20 protein-coding genes and 11 tRNA genes are annotated in these 23,198 nt (G+C 38.7%); 27 read left to right on the plus strand and 4 right to left on the minus strand.

Annotated features, from left to right (window positions below; translation table 11 throughout):
* Positions 1-76: 76 nt before the first annotated feature.
* The gene (gene lgt / locus SKA34_RS09820) at positions 77-877 is read left to right on the plus strand and encodes a prolipoprotein diacylglyceryl transferase (protein WP_006645375.1); all 801 of its coding nucleotides are present in this window, start codon (positions 77-79) and stop codon (positions 875-877) included.
* 88 nt (positions 878-965) lie between these two features.
* On the opposite strand, the gene SKA34_RS09825 is transcribed toward lgt, so the two are convergent.
* Genes SKA34_RS09825 through SKA34_RS09835 form a run of 3 tightly spaced genes read right to left on the minus strand, consistent with a single transcriptional unit; the run spans position 966 to position 4,059 of the window.
* A complete protein-coding gene (locus SKA34_RS09825; RefSeq protein WP_006645376.1) occupies positions 966-1,808 on the minus strand; it encodes an energy-coupling factor transporter transmembrane protein EcfT in 843 nt (280 codons plus the stop codon).
* A gap of 2 nt (positions 1,809-1,810) precedes the next feature.
* The gene (locus SKA34_RS09830) at positions 1,811-3,505 is read right to left on the minus strand and encodes an ABC transporter ATP-binding protein (RefSeq protein WP_006645377.1); all 1,695 of its coding nucleotides are present in this window, start codon (positions 3,503-3,505) and stop codon (positions 1,811-1,813) included.
* A 2-nt stretch (positions 3,506-3,507) separates the two neighbouring features.
* Entirely contained in the window at positions 3,508-4,059 is a 552-nt protein-coding gene (locus SKA34_RS09835) for an ECF-type riboflavin transporter substrate-binding protein (protein ID WP_005368393.1), read from the minus strand.
* Between the two features lie 911 nt (positions 4,060-4,970).
* On the opposite strand from SKA34_RS09835, the gene uvrY reads away from it, so the two are divergent.
* The 3 genes from uvrY to pgsA all read left to right on the plus strand — a co-directional run bounded on the left by uvrY (position 4,971) and on the right by pgsA (position 8,132).
* Positions 4,971-5,615 (plus strand): UvrY/SirA/GacA family response regulator transcription factor, encoded by a 645-nt coding sequence (gene uvrY, locus SKA34_RS09840; protein WP_005368391.1) that lies wholly within the window; start codon positions 4,971-4,973, stop codon positions 5,613-5,615.
* Complete coding sequence (gene uvrC / locus SKA34_RS09845) at positions 5,615-7,465, plus strand: excinuclease ABC subunit UvrC (protein WP_083784385.1); 1,851 nt, start codon at positions 5,615-5,617, stop codon at positions 7,463-7,465. The genes uvrY and uvrC overlap by 1 nt, the downstream gene beginning before the upstream one ends.
* 109 nt (positions 7,466-7,574) lie before the next feature.
* Positions 7,575-8,132: a CDP-diacylglycerol--glycerol-3-phosphate 3-phosphatidyltransferase gene (gene pgsA / locus SKA34_RS09850; RefSeq protein ID WP_006645379.1), complete on the plus strand. Its 558-nt coding sequence runs from the start codon at positions 7,575-7,577 to the stop codon at positions 8,130-8,132.
* Positions 8,133-8,650: 518 nt separating this feature from the next.
* On the opposite strand, the gene SKA34_RS09855 is transcribed toward pgsA, so the two are convergent.
* Complete coding sequence (locus SKA34_RS09855; RefSeq protein WP_006645380.1) at positions 8,651-9,406, minus strand: siderophore-interacting protein; 756 nt, start codon at positions 9,404-9,406, stop codon at positions 8,651-8,653.
* 220 nt (positions 9,407-9,626) lie between these two features.
* On the opposite strand from SKA34_RS09855, the gene SKA34_RS09860 reads away from it, so the two are divergent.
* The 23 genes from SKA34_RS09860 to SKA34_RS09970 all read left to right on the plus strand — a co-directional run bounded on the left by SKA34_RS09860 (position 9,627) and on the right by SKA34_RS09970 (position 23,024).
* Positions 9,627-10,097: an NUDIX pyrophosphatase gene (locus tag SKA34_RS09860; protein ID WP_006645381.1), complete on the plus strand. Its 471-nt coding sequence runs from the start codon at positions 9,627-9,629 to the stop codon at positions 10,095-10,097.
* A gap of 13 nt (positions 10,098-10,110) precedes the next feature.
* Complete coding sequence (locus SKA34_RS09865) at positions 10,111-10,398, plus strand: putative quinol monooxygenase (RefSeq protein ID WP_006645382.1); 288 nt, start codon at positions 10,111-10,113, stop codon at positions 10,396-10,398.
* A gap of 114 nt (positions 10,399-10,512) precedes the next feature.
* Positions 10,513-10,818: an MAPEG family protein gene (locus SKA34_RS09870; RefSeq protein WP_006645383.1), complete on the plus strand. Its 306-nt coding sequence runs from the start codon at positions 10,513-10,515 to the stop codon at positions 10,816-10,818.
* Positions 10,819-11,379: 561 nt separating this feature from the next.
* Positions 11,380-14,289 carry a pyridoxal phosphate-dependent class III aminotransferase gene (locus tag SKA34_RS09875; protein WP_006645384.1) on the plus strand — a complete coding sequence of 970 codons (2,910 nt, stop codon included), beginning with the start codon at positions 11,380-11,382 and terminating at the stop codon, positions 14,287-14,289.
* Between the two features lie 40 nt (positions 14,290-14,329).
* The gene (locus SKA34_RS09880; RefSeq protein ID WP_006645385.1) at positions 14,330-15,574 is read left to right on the plus strand and encodes a carboxynorspermidine synthase; all 1,245 of its coding nucleotides are present in this window, start codon (positions 14,330-14,332) and stop codon (positions 15,572-15,574) included.
* Between the two features lie 73 nt (positions 15,575-15,647).
* Positions 15,648-16,766, plus strand: a complete 1,119-nt coding sequence (gene nspC / locus SKA34_RS09885) for a carboxynorspermidine decarboxylase (protein WP_255348828.1) — start codon at positions 15,648-15,650, stop codon at positions 16,764-16,766.
* Positions 16,767-16,981: 215 nt separating this feature from the next.
* A tRNA-Cys gene (locus SKA34_RS09890) sits at positions 16,982-17,055 on the plus strand.
* Between the two features lie 19 nt (positions 17,056-17,074).
* A tRNA-Gly gene (locus SKA34_RS09895) sits at positions 17,075-17,150 on the plus strand.
* A gap of 63 nt (positions 17,151-17,213) precedes the next feature.
* A tRNA-Leu gene (locus tag SKA34_RS09900) sits at positions 17,214-17,300 on the plus strand.
* 20 nt (positions 17,301-17,320) lie between these two features.
* A tRNA-Cys gene (locus tag SKA34_RS09905) sits at positions 17,321-17,394 on the plus strand.
* Positions 17,395-17,413: 19 nt separating this feature from the next.
* Positions 17,414-17,489 (plus strand) — tRNA-Gly (locus tag SKA34_RS09910).
* 63 nt (positions 17,490-17,552) lie between these two features.
* A tRNA-Leu gene (locus SKA34_RS09915) sits at positions 17,553-17,639 on the plus strand.
* Between the two features lie 20 nt (positions 17,640-17,659).
* Positions 17,660-17,733, plus strand: a tRNA-Cys gene (locus SKA34_RS09920).
* A 19-nt stretch (positions 17,734-17,752) separates the two neighbouring features.
* Positions 17,753-17,828, plus strand: a tRNA-Gly gene (locus SKA34_RS09925).
* A gap of 63 nt (positions 17,829-17,891) precedes the next feature.
* A tRNA-Leu gene (locus tag SKA34_RS09930) sits at positions 17,892-17,978 on the plus strand.
* Positions 17,979-17,998: 20 nt separating this feature from the next.
* A tRNA-Cys gene (locus SKA34_RS09935) sits at positions 17,999-18,072 on the plus strand.
* A 14-nt stretch (positions 18,073-18,086) separates the two neighbouring features.
* Positions 18,087-18,171 (plus strand) — tRNA-Leu (locus tag SKA34_RS09940).
* 539 nt (positions 18,172-18,710) lie between these two features.
* Entirely contained in the window at positions 18,711-19,568 is an 858-nt protein-coding gene (locus SKA34_RS09945; protein WP_006645387.1) for a PA4780 family RIO1-like protein kinase, read from the plus strand.
* Positions 19,569-19,978: 410 nt separating this feature from the next.
* Positions 19,979-20,836: a DUF2608 domain-containing protein gene (locus SKA34_RS09950; protein WP_006645388.1), complete on the plus strand. Its 858-nt coding sequence runs from the start codon at positions 19,979-19,981 to the stop codon at positions 20,834-20,836.
* Positions 20,837-20,944: 108 nt separating this feature from the next.
* On the plus strand, positions 20,945-21,457 hold the full coding sequence (locus SKA34_RS09955) for an RNA methyltransferase (protein ID WP_006645389.1): 513 nt from the start codon (positions 20,945-20,947) through the stop codon (positions 21,455-21,457).
* A gap of 162 nt (positions 21,458-21,619) precedes the next feature.
* Entirely contained in the window at positions 21,620-21,940 is a 321-nt protein-coding gene (locus SKA34_RS09960; protein ID WP_006645390.1) for a hypothetical protein, read from the plus strand.
* 9 nt (positions 21,941-21,949) lie between these two features.
* Positions 21,950-22,279, plus strand: a complete 330-nt coding sequence (locus SKA34_RS09965) for a hypothetical protein (RefSeq protein WP_006645391.1) — start codon at positions 21,950-21,952, stop codon at positions 22,277-22,279.
* Positions 22,280-22,415: 136 nt separating this feature from the next.
* The gene (locus SKA34_RS09970; protein ID WP_006645392.1) at positions 22,416-23,024 is read left to right on the plus strand and encodes a 2OG-Fe(II) oxygenase; all 609 of its coding nucleotides are present in this window, start codon (positions 22,416-22,418) and stop codon (positions 23,022-23,024) included.
* Positions 23,025-23,198 lie beyond the last annotated feature (174 nt).

The following is a 23,198-nucleotide window of genomic DNA, read 5'->3' on the forward strand; positions in this document are numbered from 1 at the left end:
ATTTTTCTTGATAACCTGTGCCTATTGTAAGTCGTCCATCTTGTTTGGGCACTATGTTACTGAGAAGGTAATCTCGTTGGATCATTTTGTTTGGAATGTCGACCCCGTTATGGTGTCAATCTTCGGTTTGAAGATTCATTGGTATGGTGTGTTATTTGCGTTAGCAATTACCGCTGGTTTCCAAGTTATGAAGTCAGTGTATGAACGTGAAGATAAGCCAGTAGAAAGTCTAGATTCATTATTAATGTACGCAGTCGTTGGTATTATTGTTGGCGCGCGTTTATTTCATGTTGTGTTCTACGATCCAGGCTATTACTGGGCGAACCCTGGTCAAATTGTTGCGGTATGGAACGGCGGGTTAGCGAGTCACGGTGGTGGTTTAGGTGTTATTCTAGCTGTCTACTTCTATACTAAGCGCTACAAAATTAACTTCATGTGGTTACTTGATCGTTTAGCTATCGCAACAGCATTGTTCGGCTTCTTTGTTCGTACGGGTAATTTCTTTAATTCAGAGATTCTAGGTACACAGAGTAATCTTCCATGGGCCGTTATTTTTGAACGTGTTGATATGATTCCTCGCCACCCTGTCATGTTGTACGAAGGGTTCTCTTATTTAGCCATCTTTGTTTTATTGTTTGCGCTTTACCGTAAAACAGATATTGGAAAGTATAAGGGGCTACTATTAGGCTGGTTCTTAGTATTAGTCATGACAGTACGCTTCTTGTTAGAATTTATTAAAGTACATCAGGCTGACTACTCAACAGATATGGTGCTTAATACTGGTCAACTGTTAAGTATTCCATTCATTATTGTTGGTATTATCCTTGTGATTAAAGGTCAAAAAGCGCGTCGATTAGCGCGAGAATCACAAAGTTAAAAACGATTGTTTGTACTGTAGATATCAAAAGCCGATCTCGTGATCGGCTTTTTTGTTGCTGTTAACTGATACTACAAAGCTAAAGTAATTAGTGGAATGGATACCAAAATAAGCTGGTAGATTCAACACGGTGGAAAATACCAAAACCAAGTATTGCTACAATAATTGCTAAAGCAATAAAGTCATTTTTAGTCATTGGTTTTAAACTATACCAAGTACGCTGTTTATTGCGTCCAAAACCACGTAAAGTCATTGCATTGGAAATGACATCTGCACGATCTAAGCTTGAAAAAATTAATGGGCCAAGAATCTTTGCGACATTGCGGATACGTGTCATCACCGGTGCATTTTTTGAAATATCTACCCCACGTGCTTGTTGAGCATGCATAATGTTGGTGAAGTCTTTCATCACTTCTGGCAGATAACGTAAGGTTAAACTAACAGCGTAAGCAACACGATAAGGTACACCCAGTTTGTTTAAACTTGCGGAAAACTCTGTTGGATGAGTTGTGAACACAAACACCAATGCGATCGGGAACATGCTGAAATATTTTAGTGTTACTGTTAACAAGTAAAACAATGTTTCAAGCGTAATATCGTAATGACCAAAGAGGTGGATCAGAACGGTTTTACTATGCATGTAATCTGTGCCTTGCTGCGGCGCAATCAAGAACATAAATAATGCGTTCATCAGTAAAACGACAGCTGTACCCATGAGTAACGGTTTATATACCTTAAAAGGTATTTTGGTTTCTTTAAGTAAGAACAGACCTAAAATAATCAATCCACAAATTACACGTAGATCGAACGTCAATAATACCATGGTAACCCAAGCTATAAATAGAATGAGTTTCGTAATACCGTTTAGCGAGTGTAGCCATGAATGGGTATTAATATAACTAATACCAAATTTGAATTTATTGGTTTTCATGATTATTTCGTTTTTGCTTCGTGCTCAATAAAACAACGGATGAAGTTGTCGATACGTGTAATGCCCATAGCTTTAGCTAAAGTGTAAAGGCTTGTCACTGTTAAGTTAGCTTTATCAAGTAGGGTTGGCTGGCTAAATATACGGTAGACACTATCATCTGCAAGCAATTGGCTGTCAGCAATAACAATGGCGCGTTGTGTGTATTCCAGTACTAAATGCATATCATGCGAGATAATAATGATGGTAATACCAAGCTTTTCATTAAGTTCTTTAATGAATGCCATCATTGCGGTGTAGTGGTGGTAATCTTGTCCTGCTGTTGGCTCGTCAAGGATCAACAATTCAGGCTCCAACACAAGCATAGTAGCAATAGTGACACGTTTCTTTTGACCAAAACTCAGCGCATCAATAGGCCATTCACGGTAACGACCTAAGCCACAGAGCTCAAGCATGTGATTAACTTTGTCTTTGACTGTATTTTCGTCAACACCACGGTTACGAAGCCCAGATGCGACTTCATCGAAAATCATATGGTGAGAAATCATATGATTGGGATTTTGTAATACAACGCCAATTTTATGGCTGCGTTCAAAAATAGAACAATTGGCGAGGTTATCACCATTTAACGAAATAGTACCGCTATCTTGCTCTAATACTCCCATGATTAAACGGGTGATGGTTGACTTGCCCGAGCCATTTTTACCCATAATAGAAACAAATTCGCCTTTATGGACATTAAAGCTAACATCATTAAGGGTGTTTTTTACGCCATCATAGGAGTAAGACAAGTTTTTCACGCTCAATAAGGTATTGCTAAGTTCAGGCTTTTGTACTGGCGTAACTTGATGAAACCATTGCTCTAGTTGTGGCTTAAATTTATCTAGCGAAAGGGTAGAGAAATAAGCGGGGTGATCGTCTTTTGAAAGTGTACAACCTGCCGCTTTAATAGCAGAAATATACAAAGGTTCACGAATACCGTGCTGTTCAAGCACCGTACTTGCTAATAATTCATCAGGCGTCATATCTGCGACAATTTCACCACGATTCATCATAATGATGCGATCAACAGGACGATGGAGAACATCTTCTAAACGGTGTTCAATGATAATCACTGTTTTGCCTGTATCTTTATGCAAGTTATCAATGATTTCTATTGCTGCTTTGCCTGTTTTAGGGTCAAGACTTGCTAAAGGTTCATCAAATAAGAGGATATCAACATCATCAACCATAACGCCAGCAAGTGACACTCGTTGTTTTTGACCACCACTTAAATCAAATGGTGAGTGATCAATGATAGCGTTCAAATCAACCATATCAGCAGTTGCTTGAACAATATCGTGCATCTCTTTTTGTGGGATCATTTGATTTTCAAGCGCAAAAGCGATGTCTTCGCCGACACTTAATCCTACAAACTGACCATCAGTATCTTGCAATACTGTACCAACCATACTTGTACAATGGTCGAGGTCCATTTTTTGAGTATTTTGCTGATTGATAGTGAGTGTTCCTGAACAGTCACCTTTGATTGCATGTGGAATTAGGCCATTAAGACATTGTCCCAATGTTGATTTACCACTACCACTAGGACCAACAATCACGATTTTCTCACCAGTATTAATGGTGAGGTTGATATTTTTTAGCGTTGGCTTTTCAAGCGCCCAATATTTGAAGGAGAAATCAGTAAATTGAATAGCCATGCTTAGTATGCCTCTTTGAGGTTGTAGCTTTGCTGCTTACGTTTGGCAACAGATGTCAAAATAAAGTGTCCCACAACGGCAATTAACGTTGTGTTACCTGCAGCAATAATGACAAGTTGCGCTAAGACTTTGGCAAAAGGTTCGGCATAAAGAATAGAGTCTAAAAAGGCAGAACAGCCGTAGCCAATTACATTGCCTAAGAATGCGAGTACTACAAATAGAGTGAAATCAAGCTTAGAAAAAAGGCCTTTTTCCAAGCGTTCACGGGTTAGTTTGGGGTATAAGCCAATGATCATACCGACGATTCCAGAGCCTAAAACCCAAGTGAACCAAACCCCCCATCCAGCAAACAGGTCTGTCACCCAGTGGCCGATAAAACCAACAAGAAAACCAACTAAAGGGCCAAATAGAACAGCGAATAGTGCCAGTACAGCCATTGCTGGCTTTAAAGTTGTGTTTGCAAAAACAGGAATACCAAACATAGGTAACCCTCCAATGCCGTAAAGTGCAGCACCGATAGCAATCAGAACAACCGTTTTGGCTGAAAGACTCATAACTAAACCTTGTAAACTCTTGATAGTTATTCAACGTATATTGAACAACACATATAAAAACTAGATTCGCGTATGCTTTATGGTTAAGTAAATGCACCGGTTCAGCTGCCATGCCAAAGTTGATGATAATCAATAGCAAATTATGCTAAATGTTGTCACTCACGCGAATAGTCCATTATAAAATAAGAGCGGTGGCGGCCTAATTTCTGAGTTCGATATATCGAAAAAAGAGTAGAACCAAAAGCGGCGCACATAATACTCTATTAAGTAAGCGAAGGGAATGCTTTACATCTAGACGTCTAAAGAATGAACGACTTTATTTAAATTAATATTAAAAACTAAAATTTAGTCGGTGTTTGATATGGTTTTATTAAATTTTTCAATATGTTATAGAGCTGATAAAACTCGATTTTTAGTACGCGTTCTTTGTTTTTATAGGGGGGTTTGGAAACAATAATGTGAAAACTTGAGTCAGAGAGGTTTAATAGGTCGGAGTGTATTCATTTTTGGTGTTTTTTTGCGCTTTTTTTTCAATTTAAGTAAAAAAAATCACATAATCAATTACACTCATATAGTCAATACAGCAAAAAGCATGACAAATCTAGTGTTAGATCTAAACTTTATAAATTATAACTGATGTAACAAATTGTTATTTGATTGATAATTATAACTAATTGGAAATATTATATTTTTCGCTTTATTTTTTTTTCTAAATAGGAAATAATTGAGGCGCACCTTTATTTTGAAGCGTGTAATAAAACAACGTATTGTCAAGCTTTAACTTAACACTAAACTTTGCGCTGATACACAGAATCAGCATTTGGTGAGGTATCAAGTTAAGGTAGAATTATGTAGTAGTAGCTATCCTGCCATTCTGGCTGGGTGCAGAGCCAAATCATTGGAGATACAGCTTGATAAATGTATTCCTTGTAGATGATCACGAACTGGTTCGCACAGGGATTCGACGTCTTCTTGAAGATGTCCGTGGTATTAAAGTGGTAGGGGAAGCCATCAGTGGTGAGGAAGCCGTAAAATGGTGCCGTAGCAATCATGCCGATATCATTCTTATGGACATGAATATGCCTGGTATTGGTGGACTTGAAGCGACCCGTAAGATTTTACGATTCAATCCCGATGTAAAAATTATTGTTTTAACGATTCATACCGAAAACCCATTTCCAACAAAAGTAATGCAAGCAGGTGCTGCGGGCTACTTAACGAAGGGAGCGGGACCTGATGAAATGGTTAATGCGATAAGAATGGTAAACAGTGGCCAGCGTTACATTTCACCTGAAATTGCGCAGCAGATGGCGTTAAGCCAATTTGCTTCAAATTCTGAGAATCCTTTTAAAGAGCTTTCTGAGCGCGAACTTCAGATAATGATGATGATCACGAAAGGGCAAAAGGTAACAGATATTTCGGAGCAATTAAATTTGAGTCCGAAAACCGTTAATAGTTATCGCTATCGTTTGTTTAACAAACTGGATATTAGTGGTGATGTTGAATTAACGCATCTTGCCATTCGACACGGAATGCTTGATACAGAGACCTTATAGTGTCAGATGTTCCAACAGAAAAAAGTTTTGATTCTCAAGCTTTTCTAAAAACAGTAACACACCAGCCAGGCGTTTATCGAATGTATGACGCCGCTGGTGTGGTTATTTACGTCGGTAAAGCAAAAGATTTAAAAAAACGCCTTTCTAGCTATTTTCGAACTAATGTTGCGGGTGAAAAAACACGTGCCTTAGTTAAAAATATCTGCAATGTGGATGTGACGGTAACCCATACTGAAACTGAAGCGCTTATCCTTGAACATAACTACATCAAGCAGTATTTACCTAAATATAATGTATTACTGCGTGATGATAAGTCTTATCCTTATATTCTTCTAAGTGCCAGCAAACATCCACGCTTGTCGATTCACCGTGGTGTTAAACGTCGCAAAGGTGAATACTTTGGTCCATATCCTGATGTTGGTGCAGTTCGCGAAAGTTTGCATCTCATACAAAAAATTTTTCCGGTTCGTCAGTGTGAAGACTCAGTATATGCTAACCGAAGTCGTCCATGTTTGATGTATCAAATTGGGCGTTGCTCTGGGCCTTGTGTAGAAGGGTTGATCAGCGATGATGACTATCAACAACAAGTGCAATTGGTGCGATTATTTTTACAGGGTAAAGATCGCCAAGTGATTAGCATTATGGTTAAGAAAATGGAGCAAGCTAGCCAAGCGTTAGAGTTTGAGCAAGCGGCACGATATCGCGATCAAATTCAAGCACTAAGGCGTATACAAGAACAGCAGTTTGTAAGTCAAGACAATGAAGATGATATTGATGTCATTGGTATTGCACACAGTAATGGGCTTGCATGTATCCATGGGTTATATATTCGTCAAGGTAAGATCTTAGGTAGCCGCAGTTATTTTCCTAAAGTGCCAATTGATGCAACGTTAACAGAAGTTCTCTCAGGGTTTGTTACTCAATATTATTTTAACCAAGTAGAAGGTCGAGTGATCCCGAGCGTTATTTTATTAAGTGAAACGCTGGGAGAAGAAGGTGAAACCATTGCTAAAGCGTTAACGGAAATGGCTGGGCGCACTATCACTTTTAAATACAATTCACGAGGAACTCGTGCGCAGTATTTAAAATTGGCAAAGACGAATGCAGAAACCGCACTGACGAGCAAAATTAATCACCGTCTAACGATACAAGAGCGTTTCTTTGCGCTTCAACAAGCTTTAAACTTAAAGCCGATTTCACGTATGGAATGTTTTGATATTAGCCATACGATGGGGGAAAAAACGGTTGCCTCATGTGTTGTGTTTAATCAGGAAGGGCCATTAAAGCAAGAATATCGTCGTTATAATATAACGGGTATTACTGGTGGTGATGATTACGCAGCAATGGCACAAGTTTTGGAACGTCGTTATAGCAAAAATATGGAATTAGATAAAATTCCAGACATAATTTTCATAGATGGCGGTAGAGGTCAGTTATCAACAGCGTATGATGTAGTGAAGCCGTATATTGCTGATTGGCCAAAACGACCTTTGCTTGTTGGTGTGGCAAAAGGCACTACACGTAAGCCTGGTTTAGAAACGCTCATATTTGTTACAGGCGAAGAGTTTTCTATGCCAAGTGATTCACCAGCGTTGCATCTGATCCAGCATATTCGTGATGAAAGTCATAACCATGCTATTAGTGGTCACCGCGCCCAACGTGCAAAAGTTCGTAAGCGTAGTAGTCTTGAAGATGTAGAAGGTATTGGGCCTAAACGACGTCAAGCGTTGCTCAAATATATGGGTGGTATGCAAGAGCTGAAGAAAGCAAATAAAGAAGAAATTGCTAAAGTACCTGGTATTAGTCCTGCTTTAGCAGAAAAAATAGTCGATGCATTGCAACATAATTAGTTCGCTGCACTTTTTTGGTTTAATTTACTGATAAATTCGCACCTAAGCAGACTTTGGAGTAGGCTAGGGGAGTAGATTAAACTCTGATTTTGAACATAAGAATAATATTATGCGTTTATCAATACCTAACATCTTAAGTTTCGTCCGGCTCATTCTTATCCCATTTTTTGTTATTGCCTTTTATGTGCCGTACGAGTGGTCTGCTTTTGCAACAGCGTTCATTTTTTGGGTCGCGGGTGTCACCGATTGGTTCGATGGCTACCTTGCTCGTAAATTAAATCAAACAACTCGGTTTGGTGCTTTTATCGATCCTGTTGCTGATAAACTCATGGTAGCAACGGCCTTAGTACTCGTGGTTGAGCATTATCATTCAGTATGGGTTACGATCCCTGCTGTCACTATGATTGGTCGTGAAATTATTATTTCAGCACTACGTGAATGGATGGCTGAAATTGGTAAACGTGCAAGCGTAGCTGTTTCTTGGGTAGGGAAAGTGAAGACTGCCTCTCAGATGTTTGCTCTATTATTGTTGTTATGGCATCCGCATGAATACGTTGTATGGTTAGGTTATGTATCTTTGTATGTTGCAATGGTATTAACGTACTGGTCAATGGTGCAATATTTAAAGGCAGCCAAAGGTGATTTGCTTAACGCAGAAAATCACTAGTAAGCCATATTTTTAAAAAAGGTCTGATTAATCAGGCCTTTTTTTATACTTCTAGTATTTCTTAAGACACCCTCTCTTAGTTATATTGAGTGAAAATCAAACGATTAAGGATGAGGGATCAGTGCAATGGAATATGCTCAAGAATACTCAAAGAAAGAAAAAGGGGGGTGCAAGTTCCTAATTTTCCAGCACTGGATAAGCAAGCGTTAGATCCTAATCTGTGTATAAAAGATAATACTCATTAATGTTGGACATGCAGACTTATTACTCTTTCTTGTTGAAAGTATATAACCTGCATGTTGTTATCTTGGTTTAAACGTAAGTTCGCATTCAATGTCACGATATTCTTCGTGATATACACCCTGTCCGTAATAGCGTTCCATTTTCAGGTGCTTAACTTTTAGTTTTCTGAGCTGTCATGAACGCCTCTGTTATCAGAAGATTTTATTTATTAGTCGAGTTAACAGCTATAAAAAACGTCTATACCATTTACGACTTACAAAAGTGCTTAATACTTTTCATATGTTCGCTGCATCCCGACGTTTAATGTCTTTGTGACCATCTTCTGACACACCGTTTTTCCAATAACTGCTTATGTAAATGAACTCTTTTTCAACGTTTTTCTCATTACGAAAATATTGTCGTAATTGACGCATGGTATCGAATTCACAGGCTGACCAAACAGAAACCTTGCCATCTTTCCAAGGTAATGACGTTACAGTATCTGTTAGCGAATCAGAGGCTGTTATCCATATCACTTCAATATTTTTAGGCTTAGATAATTCCTGTATATCCTCTTTATCAATAACTTGAATAACGGCGTATCCCTTCGCATTTATTGGCAGCCTTTGTATTTTTGTCGTCAATGATGGTAAGGCAGTCATATCGGCAACCATAAAAAACCAATCTGCATCATGATTGAGGTCTTTAATTTCCCCTGGGCCTAATAGACTAATTTTATCGCCTAATGATGCTTGCTTCGCCCATTTAGCCGCATAGCTGTGATCGCCTTGATCTGTATTATGACGAACAAAATCGACTTCAATACTATTTTCTTCCGGAATATATTTTCTAATCGTATAGGTACGCATCACTGGTCGTTGCCCTTTCGGCACAAGACTAATATCAGTACTGCCATTTTCAGCAAAAAGTAATTTTATATAGTTTCCTGCACTATTCTTAGAAAATGCAGATAAGCACTCTCCTTGTAAAGTAATTCGTTGCATATTGGTTGTGATGATTTCGCTGTTTCTTACTTTTACTTCGTTATTCATGCCTTACCAATTGAGAATGATTTTTGTTTATATTAGCAGGGCTCTGTACAATAGGATATTTTATTTACTATTTTTACGCATATGGCTGACAGAAATTATATGGACGAATATCTATTTTAATTTTCTATAATGACCAAACGGCTCAATGTGCAGCCGTTTTTTTTATAAGTATTCGTGTATAACTAGAAAAGGGTAGTGATCAACAAATTAAGGAGTGATGATGATCCCGATTGATTCTTCGATTGTAGCGGGCGTTGCGTTATCAGAAATTGATGGCGTGATGAAAATGCTACTAATGAAGCGCGTGAAAGGTGGATATTGGTGCCATGTTGGTGGGTCTATCGAAGGTAATGAAACGGGTTGGCAAGCCATTGTCCGTGAGTTTAAAGAAGAGACCCAAATTGAAGTGGTAGATCTTTATAACGCTGAGTATTTGCAGCAGTTTTTTGAAGCCAACGTTAATGTGCTGCAAATTATTCCGGTTTTTGTGGTGATGTGCCCTCCAAATCAAGCCGTAACACTTAATCACGAACATACAGATTATCAATGGTGCACATTAGAAGAAGCAAAAGCACTAACGCCATTTCCCAATCAGCACCATGTTTTTGATCATGTATGGGCTTATTTTGTTGATAAGCCGATTGAATCTCTTTTTAAAGTAGATATTAAGCAGAACATTCCAGATTATTGAGGAAATTGAAAATATGGGAAAAGTGATATTAAAAGGATTTATTGTCGTTCCTGAAGAAGAACTTAATTTTGTTAGCAAAGCACTTGAGAAGCATGTCGAATTAACGAAGAAAGAATCTGGTTGTTTAGTGTTTAATGTTCATCAACGTTCTCATTCTCTTTGTTATTTTGATGTTTACGAAGAGTTTTCTAGTAATACTGCGTTCGAACATCACCAAAGGCGAGTCAAAGCATCTGAATGGGGGAGAGTCACTTCAAATGTTGAACGCCATTATGAGGTGTGGCAAACCGAGAATGAATAAAAAAGGACTATTCAATCGAGTTTTTGCTTCCCTATAAAATGACAATTTGGGTTATTGGCTCTTTGGGATTGTTGTTACTATTGCAATTAGTCGTATTAGATATTGTTATTCTTAGTGCAAAAGCACGCCCCTGGTTTTACTATTGAAGCTAACCATGAACACTTTTTATTCCGTGCTAATAGAGCATTAGCTAATAGCAATGAAAGCCTTGGGATCTTTATTTTATTCGTTCTTTTTCCATTATTTTCTCAGCCGATTGCTCACTGGATTAATGGCTTCGCTGTGGTTTATTTATTCGTACGAATAGGGCATATGTTGTGTTATTACTTTAATTTAAAAGTATTACGCAGTATCTTTTTCGCGGTGAGTTTACTGGGGCTTATTGGACTATTTGCTACAGCAGTTATCGCTTGGCTGTAAATTGAGTTATTTTATTGTAATGTTAAAGGCTGTTTTAACTCTCGTAGTCGTTGAGTTATGGCTAAATTTTCGAGAGTGGTGATTTGTAAAAGTTTGTATCTTTTTATTTTTCAATGTTGTTTTTTATTAATAGATTGTGGTATTTTTGCCCCGTCTTAGCTTGAGTAAGATAATAACGTAGTTCACTTAGCAATTACGCAGTAGGTATTTGTGCTTATTTGCATAAATAGAAGGGAATTTATACGGTGTTCAGTTTTGTAATAGCTAACACATATTTAAGGAACCCAACAGTGGATCTATTATCACTTTCATTTCATTTTGGTTTTCATTTACCGAAATACCGTATTATTACGGAGCCTTGATCGTTCCAGATCGAAAATCACACTAAACCTTGAATTGCATGTTGTTGCAAATGCTTATTGCTTCTGCACATTTGTATTTTTAGTATGATTTTATATTTAAAAATATCTTAACTCGGTATTTATATCGTTATTAATATGGTTTTTACTTATCTTTTGTTACGTTTATTGTGCAAAAGCTAAGTGATGACAGGAACGAAATATGTCTACACTTTTTAATTTTGGCGACACTGATCTATCAACAACAGTACCTGTTGTTAATGGTTTATATGACTTAACTCTTGATGAATTGTTATTAAGCCAAGAGCACTACGAATCGGATGTACGCTCATACCCAAGACGTTTACCTTTAGCAATAGCGAAAGCGGCAGGTGTATTAGTTGAAGATACCCGTGGGCAATTGTTTATTGATTGTTTAGCTGGGGCGGGAACGTTAGCACTTGGCTATAATCACCCAGAAATTAATAAGTCAATTGTTGAACAATTAGAATCAGGCCTACCATATCAAACCCTTGATATAACAACGGTTGCTAAAGATAAATTTATTAAGCAATTGTTGAGCTTTTTACCCGAGTCGTTTGCAAATAATGCCTGTGTGCAATTTTGTGGCCCAACAGGGGCTGATGCCGTAGAAGCTGCGATTAAACTTGCCAAACAAACGACAGGTAGAAATACCATGGCAGCTTTTCATGGTGCTTATCATGGAATGACAAATGGCACGATGGCGATGATGGGAAATTTAAACACTAAATCTCGCCGTCAAGGGTTAATGGCTGATGTACATTTCTTGCCATTCCCATATTCATTGCGCTGTCCGTATGGTTTGTCTGGTGATGACGGCGCAAAACAAAGCTTACGTTATATCGAACGCATGCTGAGTGACGATGAAAGTGGAGTTCAAAAACCTGCTGCCATCATTGTAGAACCTGTTCAAGGTGAGGGTGGAGTTATTCCTGCGCCTGCTTTTTGGCTGCGAGAATTACGTCGAATAACGCAAGAGCATGGCATTCTACTTATCTTTGATGAGATCCAATGTGGTATTGGTAAAACGGGTCATAATTTTGCGTTTGAAGAATCAGGGATCACGCCAGACATTCTTTGTTTATCAAAAGCTGTAGGCGGTGGTTTGCCAATGTCAGTCCTTGTTTTTAATAAAGAGATTGATAATTGGAATCCTGGAGAGCATACCGGCACATTTCGTGGCAACCAGTTAGCAATGGCAACAGGGGCTAAAACGTTAGAAATTATTGAACGAGACGGTTTAGTTGAGCATGCTCAAAAAGCGGGTATGTATCTGCGTCGTGGTTTAGAAAAAGTGGCAGCACAAACTAGCTGTATTGCTGAAGTACGCGGTAAAGGCTTAATGTTGGGCATCGAAATTGTTCAATCCGATGGTAGTAAGAATAAGTTTGATGAGCCGATCGCCGCTCCTGAGTTAACCGCTGCGATTCAACGCTCTGCATTAGAGCGTGGTTTGATTATTGAAAAAGGTGGACGTCAAGGCTCTGTATTACGTTTTTTACCGCCTCTTATTATTAGTTTCGAACAGCTTGATTTTGTTATTAATACGATTAAAGAGGCTATTGAGGTTCATGTTGAACCGATTGAACAAGGATTGGTTTTAGAGTCGGATCATAAAGTTAATTGGAAAGATTACTTTATTCAAACGGGTAAAGGTGGCTCTGAGAGCTTTGAAACGGCGCTGAATCAAACGACTCAAGTACTGAAAAAAGTCTTTGAACAAACTAATCAGCCTTATTCGGGGATGGATCCTCAATTACTAAAAACGCTAATAAATGGTATTGATTTAAATCGGCCGCAGTCCTCACTTGATGCCGTGATTGAGCAAACAGGCGATCTTATCGCGAAGCACTCAATTATGGTGCAACATCCACACTGTATTGCGCATTTGCATACCCCGCCACTTGTTCCTGCTATTGCTGCAGAAGCTTTTATTGCCGCATTGAATCAGTCAATGGATTCATGGGATCAGGCCAGTGCAGCAACGTTTGTTGAACAGAAAATCATTGATTGGTTGTGCGATGTTTATCAATTAGGCCAACAAGCAGATGGTGTGTTTACCAGTGGGGGAACGCAAAGTAATCTGATGGGACTATTGTTAGCACGTGACTGGGCTGCCGACACTATCTCTGGTCATAATATTCAGCAACAAGGTTTGCCATCATACGCGGATAAACTACGTATATTATGCTCTAAAAAATCCCATTTCACCGTGCAAAAATCAGCGTCGTTGATGGGACTTGGTGAACAATCTGTAGTCTGTGTTGATACTAATCCTGATGGCACTATTCAATTAGCATCATTGATTACCACGATTGAAGCATTAAAAGCAGATGACCTTATTCCGTTTGCAGTTGTTGGAACAGCAGGTACAACAGACCACGGTGCAATTGATGATCTTACAGGATTGGCAGATATTTCCGCTCGTCACAATCTTTGGTTCCATGTTGATGGTGCATACGGTGGCGCACTCATTTTAAGTCGTCATCAAAGTCGTTTGCATGGTATTGAAAAAGCTGATTCTTTAAGCGTTGATTTTCATAAGCTTTTCTTTCAACCGATTAGCTGTGGTGCAGTGTTGGTGAAAGATAAAGCACACTTTAAGTATCTGCTCCACCATGCAGATTATCTTAACCGTGAAGATGATTTACTGCCAAATTTAGTGGATAAATCAATAGCGACAACTAAGCGTTTTGATGCTTTAAAAGTGTTAATGACGATGCAAAGTGTTGGCGCTGATGCATTAGGTGAAATGTACGATCATCTTATTAATCAAACGCAACATGTCGCTGATTTAGTTAATCAACAATCGCAATATGAGTTATTAGCCGATCCTGCTTTATCAACGGTACTATTCCGTTTTGTAGGTGAAGGAGCAAACTTAACTGAGCAGCAACTTAATCAACTGAATAAACAATTGCGTATAGATGCCTTAGTGCAAGGACAAGCAGTACTGGGTGAAACTGTTGTTGACGAGAAAGTGGCATTGAAGTTCACGATTTTAAACCCGTGTTTAACTATTCACGATTTCAAAACCTTATTGAATAAAGTTTCTCAATTAGGCCAATCGCTATTGTCTTCAACTCAGTAAGACAACCACACAGATAAATGAATTTAGAAGGAAATAAATAATGGCTATTTTACAAATTGGTGCTGGTGGTGTTGGCTGGGTTGTCGCACATAAAGCGGCTCAGAATAATGATGTGCTCGGCGATATTACATTAGCTTCTCGTACAATCAGTAAATGTGAAAAGATTATTAGCTCAATTGATAAGAAAAATAATCTAAAAGATCCGACGAAGACAATTCAAGCACGTGCTGTCAATGCAGACGATGTTGATGCATTAGTTGCTTTAATTGAAGACGTGAAACCCGACTTGGTAATTAATGCAGGGCCTCCTTGGGTCAATATGGCGATAATGGAAGCGTGCTACCAAGCGAAAGTTTCTTATCTCGATACTTCTGTTGCTGTTGATTTATGCTCTGAAGGTCAGCAAGTACCTCAAGCTTATGATTGGCAATGGGGTTACCGTGAGAAATTCAAGCAGGCAGGTATTACAGGGATTTTAGGTGCGGGGTTTGATCCTGGTGTAGTGAGTGTTTTTGCTGCTTATGCAGTAAAGCATTTGTTTGATGAAATAGACACCATTGATGTAATGGATGTAAACGCAGGTGATCACGGTAAGAAGTTTGCGACTAACTTTGATCCCGAAACCAATATGTTGGAAATCCAAGGCGATTCTTTCTATTGGGAAAATGGTGAATGGAAACAAGTGGGCTGTCATAGCCGTATGCTTGAATTTGATTTCCCGTTAGTAGGTAAGCATAAAGTTTATTCTATGGCACATGATGAAGTGCGCTCTATGCAGGAGTTTATTCCAGCAAAACGTATTGAGTTTTGGATGGGTTTTGGTGATGCATACCTGAACTATTTTAACTGTATGCGTGATATTGGCTTATTAAGTCCAGATCCACTAACGCTTCATGATGGAACTGTCGTACAACCACTGCATGTTTTAAAAGCGTTATTACCTGATCCAACATCATTAGCGCCGGGTTACACGGGAAAAACCTGTATCGGTACTTGGGTACAAGGTAAAAAAGACGGCAAAGAACGCAGTGTGTTTATTTACAACAACGCTGATCATGAAGTGGCGTATGAAGATGTAGAGCATCAAGCAATTTCATACACAACAGGTGTTCCTGCTATTACTGCCGCATTACAGTTCTTTAATGGTAAATGGGCGGATAAAGGTGTGTTTAATATGGAGCAGCTAGACCCAGACCCATTCTTAGCGACAATGCCAACAATCGGTTTAGATTGGCATGTACAAGAATTGCCAGTGGGTCAGCCTGATATTCAAATCTTGAAATAAGACACATCTATTTAAGCGAGCTTGTATGTAGAAGCAAGCTCGCTTTGTTATTTATATAAAAGAGTAAGCCGCATTGAAAACGCCATATTTCATGATTGATGAGCAGAAGCTGATCAATAATTTAGAGCAAGCCAAAAAGTTAAAACAATTATCTGGTGTAAAACTGGTACTCGCGTTGAAGTGTTTTTCAACATGGGGCGTGTTTGATGTCATGAAGCCATATCTTGACGGCACAACCAGTAGTGGGCCATTTGAAGTCAGGTTAGGTGCTGAAAAATTTGGTGGTGAAACTCATGCTTATAGCGTTGGATATAGCCAAGAAGATGTAGAAGAGGTCCTACAGTACTGTAATAAAATCATTTTTAACTCTGTTTCTCAATTGCAAGCCAATCGCCATTTGGCTGACGGCAAGGCGTCAGTTGGTCTTCGTTTAAATCCGGGTATAAGTTGTGCAGGGCAAGATTTAGCTGATCCTGCTCGTCAATATTCGCGTTTAGGAGTGCAAGAAAACCTATTAATAGATGAACTGTTTGATGATCTCGATGGCGCGATGTTTCATATGAACTGTGAAAATAAAAGTGCAGATGCGTTTATTGCGTTATTAGATTCTATATCAGAACGTTTCGGGCGTTATTTGGAAAAACTTGATTGGGTGAGTTTAGGTGGCGGTGTTTTCTTCACTTGGCCGGATTACGAGTTAGAAAAGTTGGCTGCGGCTTTAAAAATATTTGCAGAGCGATTTGATGTGCAATTATATCTAGAGCCTGGTGAAGCAATTATTACTCAAACTACTGACTTAGCGGTGACCGTGGTTGATATTGTCGAAAATGGTATTAAAACAGCGATTGTAGATAGCGCAACAGAAGCGCATCGACTCGATACTTTAATTTATAATGAACCTGCCACAATTAGTGAAGCATCTGAAAAGGGGAACCATCAATATGTGATTGGTAGTTGTTCTTGTTTAGCAGGCGATCAATTCTGTGTGGCGAATTTTGAACAGCCATTAGCTATTGGGCAGAAATTACACATAGCAGATAGCGCGGGTTATACCATGGTGAAGCTTAATTGGTTCAATGGATTAAGAATGCCTAGTATTTATTGTCGTCGAATCGATGGCGCTGTAGAAAAATTAAACGAATTCACTTATCAAGATTTTGAGTCTTCATTATCACGATTTCTTATTTCGTAAATGAGACAAAGTTAATAATTAAAGATTGTCTGGTTTTTGATCATTTACGGGCTGAAATATAGGTTGATGTAATGGAAAGTGACCAATTAAATAAAAAGTCATAATTTTTCGTTGACTGATTCTGTAAAATCAGTAAATTACACCACGTACCACAACGAGGTGACTCGTAAAGGACAAAAGATTCTGGAAAAGTTAACTTCTTCAGAAACAAAGTTGGCGCGTTGGCAGAGTGGCTATGCAGCGGATTGCAAATCCGTGGACCTCGGTTCGACTCCGGGACGCGCCTCCATTCTCTTATGAGAATCTATGCGACACTAGCTCAGCTGGTAGAGCGCAACCTTGCCAAGGTTGAGGTCATCGGTTCGAACCCGATGTGTCGCTCCAAATTAAAGATTATGGCGAAAGCGGTAATCACAGATGGTGTCTAACCATCGCAAGAAATTGCGTGCCCTGGTGGTGGAATTGGTAGACACAAGGGATTTAAAATCCCTCGGCGTTCGCGCTGTGCCGGTTCAAGTCCGGCCCGGGGCACCATCTAATTGAGAAGTAAAAATGGCGCGTTGGCAGAGTGGCTATGCAGCGGATTGCAAATCCGTGGACCTCGGTTCGACTCCGGGACGCGCCTCCATTCTCTTATGAGAATCTATGCGACACTAGCTCAGCTGGTAGAGCGCAACCTTGCCAAGGTTGAGGTCATCGGTTCGAACCCGATGTGTCGCTCCAAATTAAAGATTATGGCGAAAGCGGTAATCACAGATGGTGTCTAACCATCGCAAGAAATTGCGTGCCCTGGTGGTGGAATTGGTAGACACAAGGGATTTAAAATCCCTCGGCGTTCGCGCTGTGCCGGTTCAAGTCCGGCCCGGGGCACCATCTAATTGAGAAGTAAAAATGGCGCGTTGGCAGAGTGGCTATGCAGCGGATTGCAAATCCGTGAACCTCGGTTCGACTCCGGGACGCGCCTCCATTCTCTTATGAGAATCTATGCGACACTAGCTCAGCTGGTAGAGCGCAACCTTGCCAAGGTTGAGGTCATCGGTTCGAACCCGATGTGTCGCTCCAAATTAAAGATTATGGCGAAAGCGGTAGTCACAGATGGTGTCTAATCATCGCAAGAAATTGCGTGCCCTGGTGGTGGAATTGGTAGACACAAGGGATTTAAAATCCCTCGGCGTTCGCGCTGTGCCGGTTCAAGTCCGGCCCGGGGCACCATCTATTTGATAAGTAAAAATGGCGCGTTAGCAGAGTGGCTATGCAGCGGATTGCAAATCCGTGTACCTCGGTTCGACTCCGGGACGCGCCTCCATTATCTAAAAATAAGCCCGAGTGGTGAAATTGGTATACACGACGGATTCAAAATCCGTTTCCTTCGGGAGTGACGGTTCAAGTCCGTCCTCGGGCACCAGTAAAAACGATAAAGCCTCAGCTCACACTGGGGCTTTGTTGTTTCTAGTCTAATCATAAACTTAGCCCTGTCCTTTTTCTGGTCGTTTTCCTGTTCTACTCTGTTAAGACCATTTCTAAAAACTGCAGTTTTATAGCGACCTTTTGCCAGTTCAATAATGCTTCCTGCTTCCGCTTAAGATAAAGCTTTCTTTAGGGTGTTATAAGATAGAGTGGATGATCCGTTATTATTAACGTTGCCATCATGGCTAACAAAAATAGCTTGTATTACAGTGCAGCTACCATAGTTTTCGGCTATAGTGCCGTCAGGGCAAGTAACTTCTTTTGGTGGTTCAGTATGACATTCTTCAATCGTTGGTGCGGTTATATATTAAAAGATAAATTAACATCGTTCTGAAATACGATAAGGTCATACTGAGAAATTAAATCATTTTGAAGAGAATAAGAATAAATTGATTTCAATACTTGTTAAAAACTCAAAGCAAGTGATAATGCGACAAAATTTAACACTTTACTCTGTAATTAATTAATGTAGGTGCAATGAAGATACCCCCACGATTACAACCCCTCGTAGAGGATGGCCTTATTGATGATGTTTTATCACAATTGATGAGTGGCAAAGAAGCTTCCGTATATGTTGTTCGCAGTGGTGGAAAAATCTGTTGCGCTAAAGTTTATAAAGAAATAGATCAACGAAGCTTTAAAAAAGCGGTCTCCTACCGTGAAGGGCGAAAGGTACGTAATAGCCGTCGCGCACGAGCTATGGAAAAAGGTTCTAAGTTTGGTCGTGATGAGCAAGAAAAAGTGTGGCAGCAAGCAGAAGTTGATGCGCTGTCGTTGTTAGCCAAAGCTGATATACGAGCCCCTGTTCCTTATGGCTGTTTTGATGGCGTATTATTGATGGAGCTGATCACCGATGCAAATGGCAATGTTGCACCTCGACTCAATGATATCACGCTAACTAAAGATCAAGCACTACACCACCATGAGCTAATGATTAACTACGTTAAACGTATGCTATGCATCGGTCTTATTCATGGTGATCTATCTGAGTTTAATGTGTTAGTGGATGCTAATGGCCCTGTTATTATCGATTTACCGCAAGCAGTAGATGCTTCAGCCAACAATAACGCCAAATGGATGCTTGAGCGTGATGTTAAAAATATGGCTAGCTATTATGGCCAATATGTACCTGAGTTGCTTGATACACAATACGCAAAAGAAATGTGGGCATTATTTGAAGCAGGAACATTAAAGCCTAAGACTGAACTAACGGGTATTTACGTTGAAAGTGATGCCGACGCAGATATTGATAGCGTGATGGCTGAAATTAATGCGGTAATGGAAGAAGCAGCGCTTCGTCGTGCGCGTATTGCAGAGCAAGAACAAGTAGACTAACGACTTGAAATATTTCTAATGAGTCAAATAAAGGCGCTCGGATCATTCTGGGCGTTATTTATCTTTTTTAATTTATTACAGCCCTTTTTTATCTATTGAACTTTCTAAATATAGTCATCTCAACGCAATATAATGTCCTTATAATTTTAAAATTAGGTAAATATGAACATTCTTTATTGTAAAAATAATATCCAATAAAAATGAAATATTTGCCATAAAGTGATATTCACCTCATATGTAAAAGAAATGCAATGTTTATGTATATATATGTGTGATCTGTGAGGTGTTTAGTTGATCAAAAATTAACGATAATTCTTTCCTTAAATTTTCATAAATTGAACTGTTCAAGATCAGTAGCTGATCTTGTCAGTACTTTAGACTGTTTCATATGTCACAATTAAGGAAAGATGATGAATCTAAAAACGTTAGCTGCTCTATGCATATTTTCTTTTTCAACAAATACATTTGCTGATGTGGTCGTAAAAGATACAGACAAATTCCAAGATGTTGCTGTTAAGGTAGATGAGCTAACGTCGAAAGGAGAAAATCCTCTGATTGTTATCGATATTGATAACACGTTGTTGACGTCAACCTCTGATATTGGTGGTGATATATGGTATCAATGGCAAAGAGGAAAGCTTGCCGTAAAACCAACTAAGGATGAGAAAGTTGATTGTCTTTTTGAAGATTCAATCGGTATGCTCTACGAACTTTTGCCTATGAAAGCTATTGAAGAGAAGGTACCTTCAACTGTTCGTGGTTGGCAAGACAAAGGGCTAACTGTCATTGCGCTAACATCCCGCTCGCCTAATTACCGTTATGCTACTGAAAGAGAAATGTATCGTAACCACTATGATATGACTGTCTCTCCTTTGAAAGAAAAAGGGGCAGATAAAGCTCCTGTTTATATTGATAAGCTCGACCGACCTCTTAGTTATATCAATGGCATTATGATGACAACTGGTATGAATAAAGGCACGATGCTTAAATACGTTCTTGATAAAACAAATCAAAAATATGATGAGATCGTGTTCGTAGATGATAGTCAAAAGAATGTTGTAAATATGGAGAGTGCTTACAAAGCTGATCCAGAAGTGGATATGACTATTTTCCATTATACAAAAGTAGAAGATGACCGCATTAAAGCTAATGGATCTGTATTAACTCAGAAGCAAGCGGATAAAATGGCAAGTGATTGGAAACAATTAAATGCTGTATTAAAGACAATTGCTCCAGCAAGAGCAGGAGATACTTGCTTAGGTAAATAACCACTATTCTTATCCCTTTTTAAGCCGTAAAATTAGTTTTTACGGCTTTTTTATTAACTAATGAATTTGATTTAAGCTGTTAAGGTAATTAAAGGTACACAGGAAAAAATGAAAGATACGTCAGTCATTATTGGATTAAGTAATCCTAAAAGCCCTACAAATGTTGGAGCGGTACTTAGAGCTGCTGGGTGTTATCAGGCGGATGCGGTTATATATACAGGAACCCGTTATGATAAAGCGGCAAAGTTTCAAACTGATACGAAACAAATGCTGCAGACAATCCCTTTGTCTGGCGTAGAATCAATGCTTGATGATCTACCTGAAGATATGAAAGTTGTGTGTGTCGATTTTGCAGAAGGCGCAACATTACTTCCTCATTTTACGCATCCAGAAAAAGCAATTTACATTTTTGGTCCTGAGGATGGCTCAATTGCACAAGATGTTGCAGATAAAGCCGATCATGTTGTTTATGTACCTACTGTAGGGTGTATGAATTTAGCCGCTTCAGTCAATGTTGTGCTGTATGATCGCCTAGCAAAGCAGGAGAATATTGTTCAAAGTGATGAGCATATTCGCCAAAATAGAGATAATAAAAATAATCTGCGTGTAGCAGCTAAATAACATAGAACAAAAATGAAAACGTAATGGTACGCCCTATCTTGAGGGCTATCATTGAGGATTTAGAGATTAATGATCACTTAACCCTTCCTTAAAAATATTTATATTTCTATCTCATAGTCAGTAGCGTATGCTTTTTGATTATTATATAAAATAGAAAGAAGCATGAATATTTGTTTAGATAACAACCGACACTTACGTAAGTTTTTTCACCAAAATGCCTGTTACGAAGAAACGATTATGTGCGATCTTCGTGAACTATTACCGCTCTTACTTACGTTACATAATGGTAAAATTAAATCTGTACCTCACGCTTTTTTTTCTAAATTGCGAGTTCTAGAATATAAGATTATCGTGAAATCAGATATAGCATTTAGAGTAGCTTTTACAGTGAAAGATGAAACGCTGACAGTGATTTTTATTAGTGAAGTACTAATAAAAGCTCACTTTTGTAAGCTGTTAGCGAAAACAGATTTACTTGATTAAGAGGTTGCTATGTCAAAGTTACATATTTCTCAGGTTGAATCTGGTTGTGAACGATTTTTAAAGTTGATGCAGATTGGAGATGCATTTGAAGTACTGACTTTTAAAAAAGATCGTGGTTTTAAAGTATTGAAACATTCATCAACAGACTATGTGTTTAAACAGTTTGGTTATATGGATAAAAATATTATAACTGAATCTAGCGTATTGAAAAAACACATCAAAAAAGCCATTAAAACAGAATTTCCTAGAAGTAATATGGCATGGATTGAACACTTCTACGGGGTAGATTCGATTGATAAGTTAAGTAAAAACCGACAAACACAATACCATCTATTTTAATCATAAATGTTGTTTTTATTAATGGTGTAACAAAACGTCATACTAGTAGAAAAATTGCATTTGAGTATAAATTTTATGATTTGTTCTAAACATCAACAGGCGATATAAATCATTTTTTATTGCGATTGGAACGAATATGAATTACGACAAACTTATTGATGCTTTATTCACGCAAGGTTGGTTTGTCTGGGATGACTTTTTAGCTCAGGATGAGGTCAAAGCACTTAAAGCTTGTATTCCCGATGATTGGAGCCAAGCGGGTATTGGTCGAAATGATGAATACACCACCCAAAAATCTATTCGAAGTGATAAAATTCAATGGCTCTCGGCTGAAATGGGAGAGCCTGTTGTGAATTATTTAAAACGAATGAATGAAATTCGCCTAGAGGTGAATCGCCACTTTTTCCTTGGTTTATTTGAATATGAAGCACATTTTGCGAAATATGAGCAAGGTGATTTCTATCAAAAGCATTTAGATTGTTTTCGCGGTCAAGAAAATCGTAAATTAACAACGGTATTTTACCTTAATGATGATTGGCAACCAGAGCATGGTGGTCGTCTAAAAATGTATGATTTAGATGATAATGAATTAGCAACATTAGATCCAAAAGCTGGGCGTTTAGTTGTGTTCTTATCTGAAATGTTCCCTCATGAAGTACTGCCTGCAACACAGCGTCGATTTAGTATTGCAGGTTGGTTCCGAACTAACGGTGTTACTGGAAATCAATTAGATATTTCACGTTAATTCATGCAAAAGGAGTTTAGTTACTCCTTTTTTATTTTCTCTCGTTATGGAAATGAGTTGAAAGCTAAACCTAGATGTTGTCGCTGAAGGTGTTGAATCTGAAGCTCAAGTCCGTATTTTATAAAAAATAGGCTGCCATTATATTCAAGGTTTTTATTTTAGCCCTGCCGTTGA

Origin of the sequence: Photobacterium sp. SKA34 (assembly GCF_000153325.1) — a bacterium.
GTDB lineage: Bacteria > Pseudomonadota > Gammaproteobacteria > Enterobacterales > Vibrionaceae > Photobacterium.